Here is a 15,236-nt window from a genome sequence, read left to right as displayed (position 1 = left end):
GCATCCGTGACGTTTTCGCCACGGGTCACGGCGTGGCGTCTAATCCCAGTGCCGAGCGCAGCGGTCCGAGCCACGCGTCATAGGGGCGCCAGGCATCGACGCCGTCGCGGTTGATCGGCCTGCGGACCTGTTCGGAACTGGCGGTACGCACTGCGCGCTCGGTCTCATGGAACGCGAGACAGGCGGGCTCGAACGCCAGCCCGCAGGCGGCCAGCAACGCGCGGACCTCGGCCTCGGTATCCGCGATCAACGCTTCGTGATCGACGCGGTGGACCCGCCCCGGCAACACCGCGTCGACATGCGTCATCAGCCGCACATAATCGGTATAGTAGCGGCCCATATCGTCGAGCGCATAGCTGAACGCCTGCCCCCGCGCGTAATGCTGCTTGAAGTTCGAGAAGCAGCAGTCGAGTGGATCGCGGCGCGCGTCGATGATCCGCGCATTGGGCAGCGCGAGTTGGATCAGCGCGATATGCGCCCAGTTGTTCGGCAGCTTGTCGATGAAGAACGGGCGATCGGTCCGCCGCTGGATCGCGGCGCGGCGCAGATACTGCTCGCCGATGTCGCGCGCTGCGTCGGCGGACAGCGTCGCCAGACCCTCGGGATAGGGTGCGATCCGGCGTGCCAGCGCGGGCATGTCGGGCAGTTCGGTCGTCCCCTCGACCAAGCTATGGCTTGCGAGGATCTGTTCGATCAGCGTCGAGCCCGCGCGGGGCATGCCGAGGATGAAGATCGGGTCGGGCGCATCGCAGCCCTCGCCCCGGCGTGCGTCCAGAAACGCAGGCGTCAGCAGCGCGATGCTGCGATCGACGAACGCACGCGTTTCGTCGGCGTCGTACACGATCCGCGTGCGGCGAAGTGCATTGCCCGCCGCGTAATGGGCGAACGACCGCACTGGATCGCGGCGATCCTCAAACGCCTTGCCGAGCGCGAAATCGAGATGGAAGCGGTCCTCGTCATCCAGATTGTCCCGCGCAAGCGCAGCCTCCATCGCCGCGATATCATCGTCATCGAACCGCACCGTCTTGAGGTTGGCAAGGCTCCACCACGCATCGCCGAGCGTCGGCAACAGCGCCAGCGCACGGCGATACGCGGCGATGCCGTCGTCGCGGCGCCCGACGGTCTTGAGCATATGCCCATAGCTCAGCCACGCGCGCGGCTGGCCGGGTGCATCGTGCAGTATCTTTTCGTACAGCGCGATCGCGTCCTCGAACCCGCCGAGCCGGCCGAGCGCGGCGGCCTTCAGGTTCGCGTGCCCCGGATTGTCGGGCTCGTCTGCGATCACCGCGTCGAGCAGCGTCAGCGCCTCGGGCGCGCGGTTCTGGCGGTACAGCACGAGCGCGAGGTTCGCACGCGCCGCGGTAAAGCCGGGCGCCAGTTCGACCGCGCGGCGCAGCAACGCCTCCGCATCGCCGTACCGGCCGATCCGCCCCGCCAATTCGGCCAGCATCCGGATCGCGCGCGCATCGAACGGATCGCGCTTGAGATACGCCTTGAGCAGCGGCTCGGCGACGTGAAGCTGGTTGTCGTGCAGCGCAAGCGCGGCCTGCATGAGGTCGGCGGGCCAGCGGGGGGGCGGAATGGAAGCCATTATGCCGACTCTCCAAGGTGACCATGGCGTCGTCAAGCGCGCAGCTCCCCAGCGGCAGACGTCTGCGGATCGGTCGTCGCCATCATTCAGGTCCGGATCCCCGCGCGCGCGCAGACGATCATCTTCAGACCAGCAGCGTGAGGGCGACGTGACGAAGGACGTCGCGGTGCTGCGACGCTCCTTTGGGTGCCACCCAGCCATCTTTGACGAAATGCCCCCGAACTCGCGATGCCGAGATCGATGCGCTGCTTGACCAGCATGTCACATGTGCGGAACACCAGAGCCGCGCCCTGCTGCCGCTCGGTCTTCACCGCCACGAACCGCCGCGAACCGCATGATCGACCGTCGCACTGCCTCGCCGATCGCCCGGGCATCGACCGAACCGTTCCCGTAACGCTGCACGAACAGTGTCACCTAGGCCGCCGGAATCAGTCGGACTGCGTGCTCGACCGGCTGCAGTTCACGCGCCCTGTGATGAGCACCCCCGCACACCTCCAGCGCCACCGTGCAACGCGGCTGCCGCCCGAAGAACAAAGCTGTTCGACACCCTCACTTTGGTGCCTCGATGCCGTCGGGGCGGCGTCCACTCCATCACCAACTTTCGCCATTTGCCTGGTGAAATCGTTGCACCGGACGCTGCCGTTGGCGGTTGCTGAATGGCTGATTCCGGGAAGCAAAACAGCGCCGTGGAGGTCTGCAACGGAGTCGTTTGAACTATCGACGGGCACCGGCCGCTTGCGCTGCGGGCAAATCTTTGCGGTCGCCGCTCTTTGGGTCATGGGCTGCAGGGGATGGCCTTCCGCTGCGTACGCTAACGATTACCGCAACCAAGCCGAGCACCGAGGCGCCGGCACCAGCCAGCGCCACGGCGGGGTAGCCCAGACCGGCGGCAATCACGCCGCCGCCCACCGCTGCGCCGATCGCATTGCCCAGATTGAACGCGCCAATATTCATCGCGGAAGCAAGGTTGGGCGCATCGGCCGCCGCGTGCATGACACGAACCTGAAGCGGCGGGACCAAGGCGAAGCTGGCAACGCCCCACAGGAAGATCAGGATGGCGGTCGGCCCCTTGAAGGGCATCAGCATCGCGAAGGCTGTCAGAATCAGCGCGAGCGAGGCCAGCGTGACGATCAGCGTGCGGTCAACCGAGCGATCGGCGAAGCGCCCGCCCAGCCAATTGCCGACCGTCAGCCCGACACCATAGGTCACCAGCATCGCGGTGACGAAGCCAAGCGAGGCATGCGTCACGTCGCGCAGGATCGGTGTGATGTACGTGAACACGGTGAACATCGCGCTTGCCCCGACGGCGGTCAGGCCGAGCGCGCCGAGGACCGGGCCACGCGTGAGGACGCGCAGTTCGGCCATTGCGTTGCTACCGGACGGAGCCGGCAGGGCGGGAAGCGTCAGCCTTAGCGCCGCCATCGTGACGACGCCCAGCGCGGAGACGCCCCAGAAGGACGCGCGCCAGCCGAGATGTTCGCCCGCCCATGTCGCAAGTGGCACCCCGACGACATTGGCGATCGTCAGCCCCATGAACATCGCCGCCACCGCGCCTGCGCGCCGCTCGGCCGGCACAAGGCTGGCGGCGACGACCGAGCCGACCCCGAAAAAGGCGCCATGGTTGAACGAGGTCAGGATCCGGGCCGCCAGCAGCATGCCGTAGCTGCCCGAAAGCGCCGCCAACACATTCCCCGCCGTGAATATCCCAGCCAGCGCGATCAGCAGCGCCCGCCGCGGGACGCGGCCCGTCGTCAATGTCATCACCGGCGCGCCGATCACGACGCCGAGCGCATAGGCGCTGATGAGCAGTCCGGCGCTCGGGATCGATACGCCGAGGTCGCGGGCAATGACGGGCAGCAGCCCCATCGGCGCGAACTCGGTGACGCCGATGCCGAACGCACCGATCGCGAGCGCCAGCAAGCCTGGATTGCGCTTCATCGTTCGCCTCCTCAGACCAGTGGCGGGTTCAGGCGGGCGAAGCCCTCCTGCTGGTGATACGGGGTATGGGGGTAGGGCGGCAGGACGGCGCTGGCCGTATCGAGCACCGCGACCTGATCGGGCGACAATGCCCATCCGACCGCACCCAGATTGTCGCGCAACTGCGCTTCGGTACGCGCGCCGATGATGACGGACGCGACGGTCGGGCGGCGGAGCAGCCAGTTGATCGCGACCTGTGGTACGCTCCTGTCCGTCTCGGCGGCGACGGCTTCCAGCGCGTCGATCACGCGGTAAAGATGCTCGGACTCGACCGGCGGCGCGAACTGCTCGGTATCGTGCAGCCGGCTGCCTTTCGGGATTGGCCGGTCGCGTCCGATCCTGCCGGTCAGCCTGCCCCAGCCGAGCGGGCTCCACACCAGCGCGCCGACCCCCTGGTCGGCCCCGAGCGGCATCAGGTCGGCCTCGTAAGCGCGGCCGATCAGCGAATAGTACACCTGATGCGCGACGAGACGCGGCCAGCCGTTGCACTCGGCAAGGCCTTGCGCCTTCATCAGCTGCCAACCGGGATAGTTGGACACCCCTGCATAGCGCACCTTGCCCGCGGCAATCAGGCTGTCGAGCGTGCCCATCACCTCCTCGGCCGGCGTGGAAGCATCGAACGCGTGGAGCTGCAGCAGATCGATATGATCGGTCCCGAGCCGGCGCAGCGAGGCCTCGACGGCGCAAATAAGTCGCCCGCGCGACGCGCCCCAGTCCTGCGGCCCGTCGCCCATCGGCAAGCCCGTCTTGGTCGAGATCAGCACCGCATCGCGCCGTCCCTTTATCGCAGCGCCCAACACGGTCTCGGATGCCCCGTTGGAATAGACGTCGGCCGTGTCGAACATCGTCACACCGGCCTCGAGGCAGGTATCGACCAGCCGGCGCGCCTCGGCCGCGTCGCTCTGGCCCCAGGCGCCGAACAGCGGCCCCGTGCCGCCGAACGTTCCGGTGCCGAAACTCAATGCCGGCACCCGCAGGCCCGATGATCCCAATTGCCGATAGTCCATGCGCATTTCCCTGACTGAGGTCTTGGCGCATAGATGGCCGATAGTACTGCGCCGGATAAGGTGACGGTACCGCGAAGGACTTTTGATATGGACGCAAAGGCGGGCATGGGCGCCGATCGTGCGCGGGCGCTGGAGATCTTTGCGGCGGTGATGCGCGAGGGCAGTTTTTCCGCGGCCGGACGGACGCTTGGCCTGACACCGTCCGCCGTCGCGCGGTCGATCGATCGCATTGAGGCGCGGCTTGGCGTACGCCTCCTGTTGCGATCGACCAGGGCGCTGACGCCGACGGCGGAGGGACAAGCCTATCTCCAGACCGCGCGACGCATCCTCGCAGACCTCGACGATGCCGAACAGCAGCTTGCCGACCAGGGCGCCCCCCGCGGCCGGTTGCGGATCAGCGCCGCGCTATCGCATGGGAGGCTCTGTATCGTGCCGCTGCTCGGTGAATTCGCCGCGCTATACCCCCACATTCTGGTCGATTTCGCGCTGAGTGATGGCATCGTCGATATCGCCGCCGGACAGGCGGACGTCGCGGTCCGGTTTGGCGCGCTTCCCGACAGTCCGCTGACCGCGCGCAAACTCGGCGAAAGCGGCCGGGTGATCGTTGCGGCACCGGACTATCTGGCACAATACGGTACGCCAGTCGTGCCTGAAGACCTTCACGCGCACAACTGCCTTAACTTCAACTTCCGCCGTACCGAGCCGATTTGGCCGTTCCGCCGGGATGGCGGGGACATCGTGCTGTCGGTGAAAGGGACTATCGAGGCGAACAATGGCGAGACGCTCGGCCAACTCGCGGCTGCCGGCGTCGGCGTGGCACGCGTCGGCGCGTTCAGTGTCGTCGACGACATCGCGGCCGGCCGATTGGTGCCCATCCTCGAAGACTTTAATCCCGGTGACGTCGAACTCATTCACGCGGTCTTCGTCGGTGGCAGCCAAACCCCCGCGCGCGTCCGTGTGTTCGTCGATTTCCTGTCCGAGCGCCTCGCCGATTGATCGCGACGCGCCCCGCCTGGCAATTTTCGCAATGCGTCAGCCATACCCCATTTTCGACGAAGCCGACGTTCAAGTCGTATCGATACAGCGCTAGACGAATAGAGTATCGCTGAGCGGACGACGGTTGAGGGGGAATGTTTATGCGGTTTCATCGAGTACTGACGGCGCTTCTGGTGCTATCCGCCCCCGCGACCGCGCAAACGTCGAAGGACCGGGCACGCGCCGTCGCGGGCGAACCGGCAAGGGCGGCGCAGCGGCTGACGCTGACGGACATACCCGTGCCGACCAGCAAGCCGACCGCGTTGTTCGACGGGCGTACCCTGAAGGGTTGGGCGCCTTGGCTCGGTTATGCCGACCCCGCGATTACCTACCAATCGAACCCGGGCACGCCGCCGATCGGTACCAGCCGAGATACCAGCGGGGACTTCGCCGTGCGCTCCGTGGACGGGGCTCCGGCGATTTGGGTGAACGGCAGGACCTGGGGCAGCCTCGTCAACACCGCCGACCTTGGCGACTATCACTTGCGGCTGCAGTTCAAATGGGGGGCGAAGACCTGGGCGCCGCGCGCGACGCTGCCGCGCAACAACGGGCTGCTCTATCATACCCACGGCACCGCCGGCGAAGTCTTCGGGACCTGGCGTCCGTCGGTCGAGTTCGAAATCATGACCGGATCGACCGGCATGATCGTCGCGGTGGGCGGCCAGGTGCGGGGGCGCACCGGCGTGACGTTCGATCCAGCGTTGGCCGAACCGCATCTTCGCTATCGCGCCGGGGGCCGCGAGATCGACATCGTCAACGGCACCCCGACCTGGAACGTCGAGGCCGCGACCGATGCCGAGCGTCCGATCGGCGCGTGGAACACGCTCGATTTGTATGTCGTCGGCGACCGCGCGGTGCATGTCGTCAACGGCGTACCCGTCGCCGAGGTGCACGACCTGGCAACGATCGCAACCGACGGCACGCGGCAGCCGCTGACGCATGGCCAGATTCAGCTGCAATCCGAAGGCGCGGAGACGTGGTTCCGCGCGATCACGGTCGAACCGATCACGACGCTTCCGAAGATCGTCGTCGCGGGACGGTAGACGTCCGGGCTTGCCGCGACGTCATCACGCCCGCTGCAGGCCGGGCTTACCACACTCCGTGACAAAGCTGGCGTGAGTCGACAGCGTCCCGTTCCGCGTTGCGATCGTGTCCAGAACTTTGAGATCGCCGCGCCACAGGTTGCGCCCGACGTCGCACAAAACATAGCCACGGCGGTCCGTCAGCGCCTTGAGGTTCGCATTTTCCGCGCGGGACGAGCGTGTGTAGTCGTCGTCCTCGCCGACACCGTCCGCCCCCGAGCTGATCGAGGTCGCGAGATATTCGCTGCTGATGATCTTGCCGTTGCCGTGATCCTGGATCAGGTCGCCGGCATAATGACGATGCGCGTCGCCGCTGACGGTCATGACGTTGCCGGGACAATGCGCGTCGATATGCGCGAGCAAGCGACGGCGGCTGTTCATGTACCCCGACCATTGGTCCATCGAGACAAGCTGCTCGGACTGGCCGGCCTTGTGATAGCCGAGGTTCATCAGGCACACTTGCTGCGCGATCAGGTTCCAGCGCGCCTTCGAGCGATCAAGCCCCTTGAACAGCCACGCTTCCTGCGCCGCGCCGGTGATCGACCGGTCGGTGGCGAACGCGTCCGGCCCCTGCGGCGCGTCACGGTCGCCATAGACCTGATCCGAGCGATATTGCCGCGTGTCGAGGAAGAACGCTTCCATGAGGTCGCCGAAGCGCGCACCGCGATACATCTGCATGTGCCCGCCATCGGGCATCGAGGAGCGGCGCAGCGGCATGTGCTCATAATAGGCCTGCATCGCCATCGCGCGTCGCGTCCGGAATACCTCCGGGGCGGTGTTGTCCTGATCGATGTCGCCCGCCCAGTTATTGTCGATCTCGTGATCGTCGAAGCTGACGAACCACGGGGCTGCGGCATGTGCGGCTTGCAGATCGGGATCGCTCTTATACTGGGCATAGCGCTGGCGGTAATCGCCGATCGAATAGATTTCGTGGCCGAGATGGCGGCGCACCAGCGGCTTCTTCGCGCCGCGCGGTTGTTCGCCGCGATCGGGACCCTCGTAGATATAGTCGCCGTAATGGAACACGAAGTCGATCGGCTCGGCGGCGATGTGGCGCCACGCGGTGTAATAGCCCTCCTCGTAATGCTGGCAGCCGGCGACGGCGAAGCGCACGCGGTCGAGCGGCGCGCCGGGCAAGGGCAGGGTCGCGCCGCGCCCCGTGCCGCTACGCTCGCTGCCGCAGGTGAAGCGGTACCAATAGGGTCGAGCGGGCGCGAGTCCGGCGACCTCGACATGGACCGAATGCGCGAGCTCGGGATGCGCGATCGTCTCGCCGTGCTGGAGGACTTGGCGGAACTCGGGATCGGCGGCGACCTCCCAGGCGACGAGCACGGGGGCCATCATCATGCCTCCATCGGGCTGGAGCGGGAGCGGCGCGAGCCGCGTCCAGATGACGAAGCCCGTAGCATCGGGATCGCCCGCCGCGATGCCAAGCGTGAATGGAGGCGTGGGGAAGCGCGGATTGTCGACGAGGTTACGCGGTCGCACCTCGGCGGCGGAGGCTCGCCACGGCAGGATGCCCGCCGCGGTCAGGCTCCCCAAAGCGGACAGGAGATAGCGGCGGTCAACTTCGTACATGGTCGTAACTCCGTTCGGCAGATCAGCGCAGCATGATGTGGAAAAAGGCGCCCTGGCCATAGTCGTCGACCTCGCTGACATAGCGCAGGCCGTTGCCGACCAGGAACTTCGGCTGGTCGTTGAGCAGGTTGGTGATCTCGTATTTGAAGGTCACGTGTTTGGTCACGCGGTGCCACAGGCCGAGGTTGACGGTGGTCAGCTCCGCGCGACCATTGTCGTCCTGCGCGGTCTCGCCGATGCCCTCCATGTAGCTTCCGCGGTGTGTCACGGTCGCCCGGAACGCCCCGTCGATCGCGGGCAGGCGGAGCGTCGCGCCGCCGTTGATGATCCATTTCGGCTGGTAGATCAGCCGGTCGAGCGTCCGCGTCCCGGCATCGCTGGTGATCGACATCCGTCCCTTCAGCCAGGTTGTGTTGAAGAACGGATCGATCCGCTGGCCGAACAGGTTGACGTCGTGATCGGCCGCCTGGAACTCGATGCCGTAGAGCCGCGAATTGTCGGCGTTGAGCGGCTGGCGGACCCGGTAGTTGACGTCGTCGATCAGCTGCGTCGTGGTCAGCGTGAAGATGTCGTCCTTGATCCACTTGGCGAAGGCGCCGAGCGAGACGATGCCGTCCTTGTGGAAATACTGCTCGAACTGGACATCGATATTGTCCGACCGACGCGGGCGCAGATCGGGGTTGCCGCGGCTGATCGAGCAATCCGCGCCGCCCGAGTCCTCGTCGCCGCAATTGAGCGATTCCGGCTGGGCGATGTTGCCGGGCGTGGGGCGGCCGAGCGTGCGGCTGTACGAGAAACGCAGCTTCTTGCCGCCCGCAAAGTCCTGGATTCCGGTGAACGACGGCAGCAGATACTGGTACCCACCCTTGTTTCGCGTCATCACCGCAGACGCCGTGCCGCCGGTGATCGTCGGCTGGAACGCGGAAAAGCGTGTGTGGTCGTAGCGGACGCCCGCGACCAGCGTGGTATCGTCGGTGGCGTAATGCAGCGAAAGATACGGCGTCACCAGCCGCTCGGTATAGCGATAGTCCCCGGTGATGCTGTCATAGGTCGAGTTGGGTACGTCCTTGACGAACTTCGGCCACAACTCCTTCTTCACGCGCGCCCAATCGACCCAAGGGAACGACTGCGGCGCGCCGACCGGCACGTAGCCGGGATCGTAGAGATAGCCGTTCATCGCCTGGCCGAGCTTGTATTCGGTCATGTCGACGTTGCGCGCCAGTTCGAGGTTGCGGAACTCGATACCCGTGACGAACCCGAAGCCGCGATCCTCCGGTTCGGCGTTCCAGCCATAATCGGCGCGCGCAGTCGCCAGCCCTTCGTTGGCCATGCGGTACGTCGTCTGCGCTGTGCTGAGCTTGTAGGGTGATCCGAGCACGAGGCCGGGTTTGTTGATCCCGGTGACGTAGGGCAGCCCACCGGTGCCGTCATTGCCCGCGGCCCAATCGAGCGAAAGCCCGGTCGGATAGGCGCGGACGCCGATATAGGGCTGCGTATTGTCGTACCGGGCGCGCGTGTAGCCGCCGCGAACGCGGAGCGTCGAGTGGTCGTCGTGCCATTCGACATTGCCGATCGCGCCGACCGTCGCCTTGTTCCAGGTATCGTAGCGATAGCGCGAATAGAGGCTGTTGATGTCCGATCCGCCCCCCTCGGCGGTCAGGTCGCGAACGCTGTTCTTCGTGTAGTAATCGTTCTTGTTCATCGTCGAGGATTCCCACTGACGATAATTGAACCCGAGCAGCGACGCATAGATGTCGGTGCCGAGCGGGCGCCATTCGAACTTCGCCGAACTGCCCGCGGTCTGGAGGCGGTTGGTGTAGCTGCCATAGCTGTGGTTGTACGGCACGGCGATGCCGTTCCAGGCGGGATCGTCGGGGCCGGCCAGCTTCTTGCCCGCGTCGCTGAAGTAATATTTGGTGTCCTGCCACCATTTGCGTGAGTTGCGGATGCGGTTCTCGTAGCGAGCCGACAAGACCACGCCGAACTGGTCGCCCGCGCCGAACTTGTCCGCGAACACCATCTTGCCACCGGCGCCGAAATGCGGCGTGCTGCCGTTGCCCGCGTTGCTGCCACCATCGCCCTTGAACGACGAATAGATGCCATAGCCGTCGACCATGACGTAGCGGCGCTTGAGAGCAAAGGCGCTGCGCGTGACGATGTCGACGATCCCCCCGATCGCAGCGCCGTCCTGTTCGGCGGTAAAGGTCTTGTAGACGTCGTTATGGAACGCGAGTTCCGACGGAATCTGCTGCAAATTGACCTTGCGCGAGCCTTCCCCGTCATTGCCGATCGTCGCCAGCGTGATCCCGTCGATCGTGGTCTGGTTGAGATCGGGCGAAATGCCGCGGATGCTGACGAACCGCGGCGCATCGCCGTCCTCGATCGCGCTGATACCGGGCAGCAGGATCAACTGGCCCGCGACGCTGCCGTCGGCGGACAGTGTCTCGAGATCATCGAACACGATCGAGTCACGCACCGAGGTCGACTGCTCCTTGTCCGACCGGACCGCACGATCGCCCATCACGATGATGTCGGACTTGGTCTGCTCGGGATCGGCGGTCGGATCCTCGGCGTTTGCGGCACTCGCCAGGAATAGCAGGGGCACCGTACAATAGGCGGAGGCGACCAGTCGGACGCGTCTGGCGGACGAAAGACACAACATTGGGCCGGCATCTCCGAGAGGCACGGGCAGAGTGTCGTCCCCGGAACGGGACGGCTGGCTCTACCGGTTGCGCGACCCGGATCTGGGTCGCGAATGCCTCGCTTATGATCGCAATGCGACACAACAGCGTCAGCTGTGCTGACCTTTTGTGACCGTCAACAGTAATCCGGCGGCCTCTCGGCTTGCGGAACCGGTCCCGTACTTTGAGCGAAGGCCGTCCAGACTGGCACTGTCACGCCGTTCGGACACAGTCCCATGATACCATCGATTCCGAGGCAGTCATGCCGGTCGACCGCGCAACTATGAAGGCGAGAACCGAAGACGGGCGCTGCCATGGGACTTGTTGAACGAATGGCTGGAGTTGGGCGGCGGGGAAGGGCACCCGAACCGCCGCTTGTGGAGATCGGGTAAGCGGCGTTGAGCGGACTCCTATCGGTCTGAACAGAAGCATGGGCAGGTCGCCCGCCGCATAACGGACGTTCCTGGTTAAGCGCCCTTCGACGGGTCGAACCTCCATTCGGCAGCAAGCATCGCCTGCAGAAGATCGACGTAAGCCCATCCTTCGGCGCGGGCGGCGATCGCGGAGAGGCAATCCTGATCTTCGCGCCCCGGGCGGCCCGGTCCCGTCATGTTGGGTTTCATGTTGAGGTCGAACAATTTGAACAGGCCATGACGATCCGCGCGGCAATCGATCCGGATGGCGGTCCGGGCGTCGACCAGCGCGGCGGCGGAGACGCAGCTGTCGATCATCGCCATGATCGCCGGATCGAGTAGCCGCTCGGGCGTGATTGCGATGCTGTTGGCGGTGACCGGAACGTCGCCGTTATACGGCGCTACGCCGCCGTGCTGATCGAAGCGGTATACCGGCGGTAACGCCCAGTGCGTCGGTGACCGCGAACCGTCCGGACGCGGGGACGCGGGCGGCATGAGGGTGACGGTCATCTCGTCGCCGCCGAGAAATTCCTCCACCATCAGCATGTCGCCGAAGGTGGCGGCTGCGATCAATGCAGTCGCGGCATCGCGCAGGTCGCCGAGGCTCTCCACCAAGGTCACGCCCTGGCTGCCACGCCCGCGCACCGGCTTGACGATCATCGGAAAGGCCATGCCGCGGGACGCGCACGCGTGCTCGACATCGGCCAGTGCGCAGACATTCTCCCTCGCGGTGCCGGAAAGCAGAAACGATTGCGCTACCGGCAGGCCAGCCTCGGCAAGGAGATGGTTGGTCTGGAACTTGTCGTCGAACGCCTGCATCGCCGCGGGAAGCTGCCCGACGATGTCGAAGTCGACCATTGCCGCCTCGAGCGGATGTCCTTCAAACAAAACCGTGTTCGCCCACAGGACCGATGCGCCGGCTGCGCCTGCGCTACGGATGCCCTCGGCCGTGTCCGGGAAGACCCAGTCGAGTGCCCTGGCAGGGTCTGGCGAGGCGGTGGGCGTGACCACATTCACTCCGGCCGTCCGCAAGGCGAAAGCAATGTCGGCGCCGCCATCCGAGTATCCGCCCGGTTTTGCGTCCTTGCGCAGGCCGTCGATCAGCGGTGGGGGAAGCGCTTGGTAGAGAAGGGCGACCGGCGCTGCTGTCATGAATAATCTCCTGCGCGCTGCGCCTTAGCCCGGCACGGCGCGCGCATGAAAGGGGCGAGGATTGCGGTCATGCGGCAGTGATGCCTCCTGCATCGGCTCGACCATGACGGTGGCGCAATTTTCGCTGTGGTATCCTGATGGATCCGACCGGCTAACACCCGGCAATCCGCGCGACGATGGTCGTGATCGCATCGCGCTCTAGGGGGGCGCGATCAATCGAATTGTGGATGCCGATCCCTTCGATCAGCGCGTCGAGCGCGCGCGCCGTGAGCGGGTCGAAGAAGCGGCCCAGGGCGCCTCGGCTGCTGTCCATCCAGTTTTGCATGACCGCGCCGACCGGTGGGTGCCGGGCCGCGAAGGCGTAGAGTTCGTAGCTCAACAACAACGTGCGCGGTTCCGCCCATATCTGGTTCGCGATGATGTCGATGACTGCCGTACACGCCTCTGCGCGGTCCGTCGCGGCCTCGAGGCGCGCGCGGAAGGCAGTGGAGGAGTCCGCGGCCAGTTGCAGGAAGGCCGCCGTAAGTAGCTCTTCCAGGGTCGCGAAATAATAGGTCACGGAGCCGAGCGGGACCTGCGCCGCCTCGGCGATGCGACGATGGGTCGTCGCCGCGGTTCCGTGATCGGCAATGACCGCGAGAGTCGCATCGATGATGCGTTGCCGCCGTGCCGGATCGTTGCGCCGGGACTGTTGGGTCATCGCCTCTTTACCTCGATCTCGGCATGTGTACATATGTACATAACATCGAGGGTGATTGGAAGGCAGCGGCTATGACGGAGGATCGGGTGAGCAGGCGAGCGGTGATCGGTGGTGCTGCGGCGCTGACGATCGCGGGCAGTACCGGCGTCGCAACGGCGCAGGGCTCGGCAATCTCGGCGCTTGGGCGTCGTGACGGTCGCTGGCTGAATGCGCCCAAATCCTCGAAGGTTGCGCCTGGCGGAAACCTGACGCTCGTCACCGACAAGGGCAGCGATTTCTGGCGCGAGACGCATTACGGCTTCACCCGTGACAGCGGTCATTTCCTCGGCTTTACCGCGCCTGCCGCGTTTACCGCCCAATTGCGCATTCGCGGCCAGTATCAGAAACTCTACGATCAGGCCGGCATCATGGTGCGGGTCGACGAACGACGCTGGGTCAAGGCGGGGATCGAATTGTCCGACGGGCGCGCCATGCTGAGCAGCGTGCTGACCGACGGAAAGTCCGACTGGGCCACCGGCCCCTACGAACATGACGCGCAGGATTTCTGGATGCGTGCGACCGTCGCCAAGGGCGTCCTGCGGTTGCAGGTCTCGGCGGACGGCAAGACGTGGCCGCTGGTCAGACTGGCGCCCTTTCCGGTCGCCGCCGCCTATCAGGTCGGACCGATGGCCTGCACGCCCGAACGCGCCGGCCTGGAGGTGCATTTCTCCGACCTGAGCATCACGGCGCCGCTCGGCAAGGACCTTCACGACTTGAGTTGATCATGATGACCCAGAAGGAACGGATGCTGGCGGGCGAGCTCTACATCGCCGACGACCCGGAACTCGTCGAGGATGCGGCGCGCGCCGCTGCGTGGTGCGATCGCTATAACCGCGCATCGACCGCTACAGCGGCGGACCGTCACGCGCTGTTGCTGGAAGGGCTCGGTCACGCCGGGCGCGGTGCGACGATCCGACCGCCGTTCCACTGCGACTATGGCTACAACATTCATCTCGGTGAGGGCGTGTTTCTCAATTTCGGCTGTACGGTGCTCGACGTGGTGCCGGTGCGGATCGGTGCGGGCACGCAGATCGGTCCGGGCGTGCAGATCCTCACCGCCGATCATCCGCGCGATCCGGCTGAGCGTGCCCGAATGCTGGAATTCGGGCGCCCGGTCAGCATCGGTCGAAACGTCTGGATAGGCGGCGCGGCGCTGATCCTGCCCGGCATCACCATCGGCGACAACGCGATCGTCGGCGCAGGCAGTGTCGTGACGCGTGACGTTCCCAATGGCGCGACGGTGGCGGGCAATCCCGCTCGTCTGCTGCAATAGTGTTCGCTTACGCATAGCTGCGGGCCGCCAATCGCGCTTGATCGCGCGAAATCCCGGGGGTGGCGACGACGCGGGCGACGATTGGACCGAGCTTCAAAGACGAGCCCGGCCGAACGAAGACCTCGAGTTCCTCATCGGCAACAATCCCGACTTGGCGCCGCTGGCCGCGGCCATGCGCAAGCAATTCGATCCAAGTTTCATGAGTATGGATGGCATCTTTGGCAGCGACTGCCCGTTCAACCGCATGGCAGGCATTCTGGACAGAGGTTCCCCACTTGTCTTCCTAGGGATGAAACTCGACGCGATCGACCACGCGCGCCTCGCGGAGGCGCGTTCTGCTCTGCCGGCGTCGCCGATTTTACTCGATGCGGTAGGGCGCGACTTGGCCACGACCCCGTAGACGATAGGCTGGAACGGCAAGCCACATTGCTGGTTCGACGACTATGTTTCACGGTGTCTACGGTCGGCCTCCTAAGGGCGGTGTTTAGACCCCGACAGGATAAGGGTGTCAGCCTTCGCTCCGCCTGAATCGCCACATCCATCAAAGAGGAACGGCGTGGAGCGGCAGCTGTACAACCACGTAAGCGCGCGATCCCAATGCCGATCTGAACGCCCGTCCGAGATTAAGGAGGCGCCCGCGAACCCCGAGCGTCCGCTGCTGGAAGTTGAAGAAAAGATCGATCCGCCACGGCCGATGATGAGCGACTC

General features: G+C 65.4%; 12 protein-coding genes. 5 read left to right on the top strand and 7 right to left on the bottom strand.

Annotated features, from left to right (window positions below):
- Window positions 1-25 precede the first annotated feature (25 nt).
- From ASF00_RS00965 to ASF00_RS00955, 3 genes are all read right to left on the bottom strand, one after another.
- The gene (locus tag ASF00_RS00965) at window positions 26-1,591 is read right to left on the bottom strand and encodes a tetratricopeptide repeat-containing sulfotransferase family protein (RefSeq protein ID WP_235525528.1); all 1,566 of its coding nucleotides are present in this window, start codon (window positions 1,589-1,591) and stop codon (window positions 26-28) included.
- Window positions 1,592-2,305: 714 nt separating this feature from the next.
- Complete coding sequence (locus ASF00_RS00960) at window positions 2,306-3,529, bottom strand: MFS transporter (protein ID WP_055872863.1); 1,224 nt, start codon at window positions 3,527-3,529, stop codon at window positions 2,306-2,308.
- An 11-nt stretch (window positions 3,530-3,540) separates the two neighbouring features.
- Complete coding sequence (locus ASF00_RS00955) at window positions 3,541-4,575, bottom strand: aldo/keto reductase (protein WP_055872860.1); 1,035 nt, start codon at window positions 4,573-4,575, stop codon at window positions 3,541-3,543.
- Between the two features lie 87 nt (window positions 4,576-4,662).
- On the opposite strand from ASF00_RS00955, the gene ASF00_RS00950 reads away from it, so the two are divergent.
- Together ASF00_RS00950 and ASF00_RS00945 are read left to right on the top strand one after the other, a co-directional pair.
- A complete protein-coding gene (locus tag ASF00_RS00950) occupies window positions 4,663-5,571 on the top strand; it encodes a LysR family transcriptional regulator (RefSeq protein WP_055872857.1) in 909 nt (302 codons plus the stop codon).
- Window positions 5,572-5,711: 140 nt separating this feature from the next.
- Window positions 5,712-6,653, top strand: coding sequence for a 3-keto-disaccharide hydrolase (locus ASF00_RS00945; RefSeq protein ID WP_235525527.1), 942 nt, complete (start codon window positions 5,712-5,714; stop codon window positions 6,651-6,653).
- Window positions 6,654-6,677: 24 nt separating this feature from the next.
- Here the strand turns inward: ASF00_RS00945 and ASF00_RS00940 are convergent, their stop codons facing one another.
- The 4 genes from ASF00_RS00940 to ASF00_RS00925 all read right to left on the bottom strand — a co-directional run bounded on the left by ASF00_RS00940 (window position 6,678) and on the right by ASF00_RS00925 (window position 13,216).
- On the bottom strand, window positions 6,678-8,270 hold the full coding sequence (locus ASF00_RS00940; protein ID WP_055872853.1) for an alkaline phosphatase D family protein: 1,593 nt from the start codon (window positions 8,268-8,270) through the stop codon (window positions 6,678-6,680).
- Window positions 8,271-8,292: 22 nt separating this feature from the next.
- Window positions 8,293-10,875 (bottom strand): TonB-dependent receptor, encoded by a 2,583-nt coding sequence (locus ASF00_RS00935; protein ID WP_055872851.1) that lies wholly within the window; start codon window positions 10,873-10,875, stop codon window positions 8,293-8,295.
- 543 nt (window positions 10,876-11,418) lie between these two features.
- A complete protein-coding gene (locus ASF00_RS00930; RefSeq protein WP_055872849.1) occupies window positions 11,419-12,516 on the bottom strand; it encodes an ATP-binding protein in 1,098 nt (365 codons plus the stop codon).
- Window positions 12,517-12,667: 151 nt separating this feature from the next.
- On the bottom strand, window positions 12,668-13,216 hold the full coding sequence (locus ASF00_RS00925) for a TetR/AcrR family transcriptional regulator (protein ID WP_055872847.1): 549 nt from the start codon (window positions 13,214-13,216) through the stop codon (window positions 12,668-12,670).
- A gap of 86 nt (window positions 13,217-13,302) precedes the next feature.
- On the opposite strand from ASF00_RS00925, the gene ASF00_RS00920 reads away from it, so the two are divergent.
- Genes ASF00_RS00920 through ASF00_RS00910 form a run of 3 tightly spaced genes read left to right on the top strand, consistent with a single transcriptional unit; the run spans window position 13,303 to window position 14,928 of the window.
- The gene (locus ASF00_RS00920; RefSeq protein ID WP_200910461.1) at window positions 13,303-13,977 is read left to right on the top strand and encodes a DUF1349 domain-containing protein; all 675 of its coding nucleotides are present in this window, start codon (window positions 13,303-13,305) and stop codon (window positions 13,975-13,977) included.
- Between the two features lie 2 nt (window positions 13,978-13,979).
- On the top strand, window positions 13,980-14,528 hold the full coding sequence (locus ASF00_RS00915) for a sugar O-acetyltransferase (RefSeq protein WP_055872843.1): 549 nt from the start codon (window positions 13,980-13,982) through the stop codon (window positions 14,526-14,528).
- Window positions 14,529-14,565: 37 nt separating this feature from the next.
- Complete coding sequence (locus ASF00_RS00910; RefSeq protein ID WP_055872841.1) at window positions 14,566-14,928, top strand: hypothetical protein; 363 nt, start codon at window positions 14,566-14,568, stop codon at window positions 14,926-14,928.
- Window positions 14,929-15,236: the final 308 nt, after the last annotated feature.

The organism is Sphingomonas sp. Leaf34 (assembly GCF_001421805.1).
GTDB lineage: Bacteria > Pseudomonadota > Alphaproteobacteria > Sphingomonadales > Sphingomonadaceae > Sphingomonas.
This window is presented reverse-complemented; position numbering and strand designations above follow the sequence as displayed.

Coding starts and splice junctions, on each gene's coding strand:
- ASF00_RS00965 (WP_235525528.1), bottom strand. CDS start 1,591: ATGGCTTCCATTCCGCCCCCCCGCTGGCCCGCCGACCTCATGCAGGCC.
- ASF00_RS00960 (WP_055872863.1), bottom strand. CDS start 3,529: ATGAAGCGCAATCCAGGCTTGCTGGCGCTCGCGATCGGTGCGTTCGGC.
- ASF00_RS00955 (WP_055872860.1), bottom strand. CDS start 4,575: ATGGACTATCGGCAATTGGGATCATCGGGCCTGCGGGTGCCGGCATTG.
- ASF00_RS00950 (WP_055872857.1), top strand. CDS start 4,663: ATGGACGCAAAGGCGGGCATGGGCGCCGATCGTGCGCGGGCGCTGGAG.
- ASF00_RS00945 (WP_235525527.1), top strand. CDS start 5,712: ATGCGGTTTCATCGAGTACTGACGGCGCTTCTGGTGCTATCCGCCCCC.
- ASF00_RS00940 (WP_055872853.1), bottom strand. CDS start 8,270: ATGTACGAAGTTGACCGCCGCTATCTCCTGTCCGCTTTGGGGAGCCTG.
- ASF00_RS00930 (WP_055872849.1), bottom strand. CDS start 12,516: ATGACAGCAGCGCCGGTCGCCCTTCTCTACCAAGCGCTTCCCCCACCG.
- ASF00_RS00925 (WP_055872847.1), bottom strand. CDS start 13,216: ATGACCCAACAGTCCCGGCGCAACGATCCGGCACGGCGGCAACGCATC.
- ASF00_RS00915 (WP_055872843.1), top strand. CDS start 13,980: ATGATGACCCAGAAGGAACGGATGCTGGCGGGCGAGCTCTACATCGCC.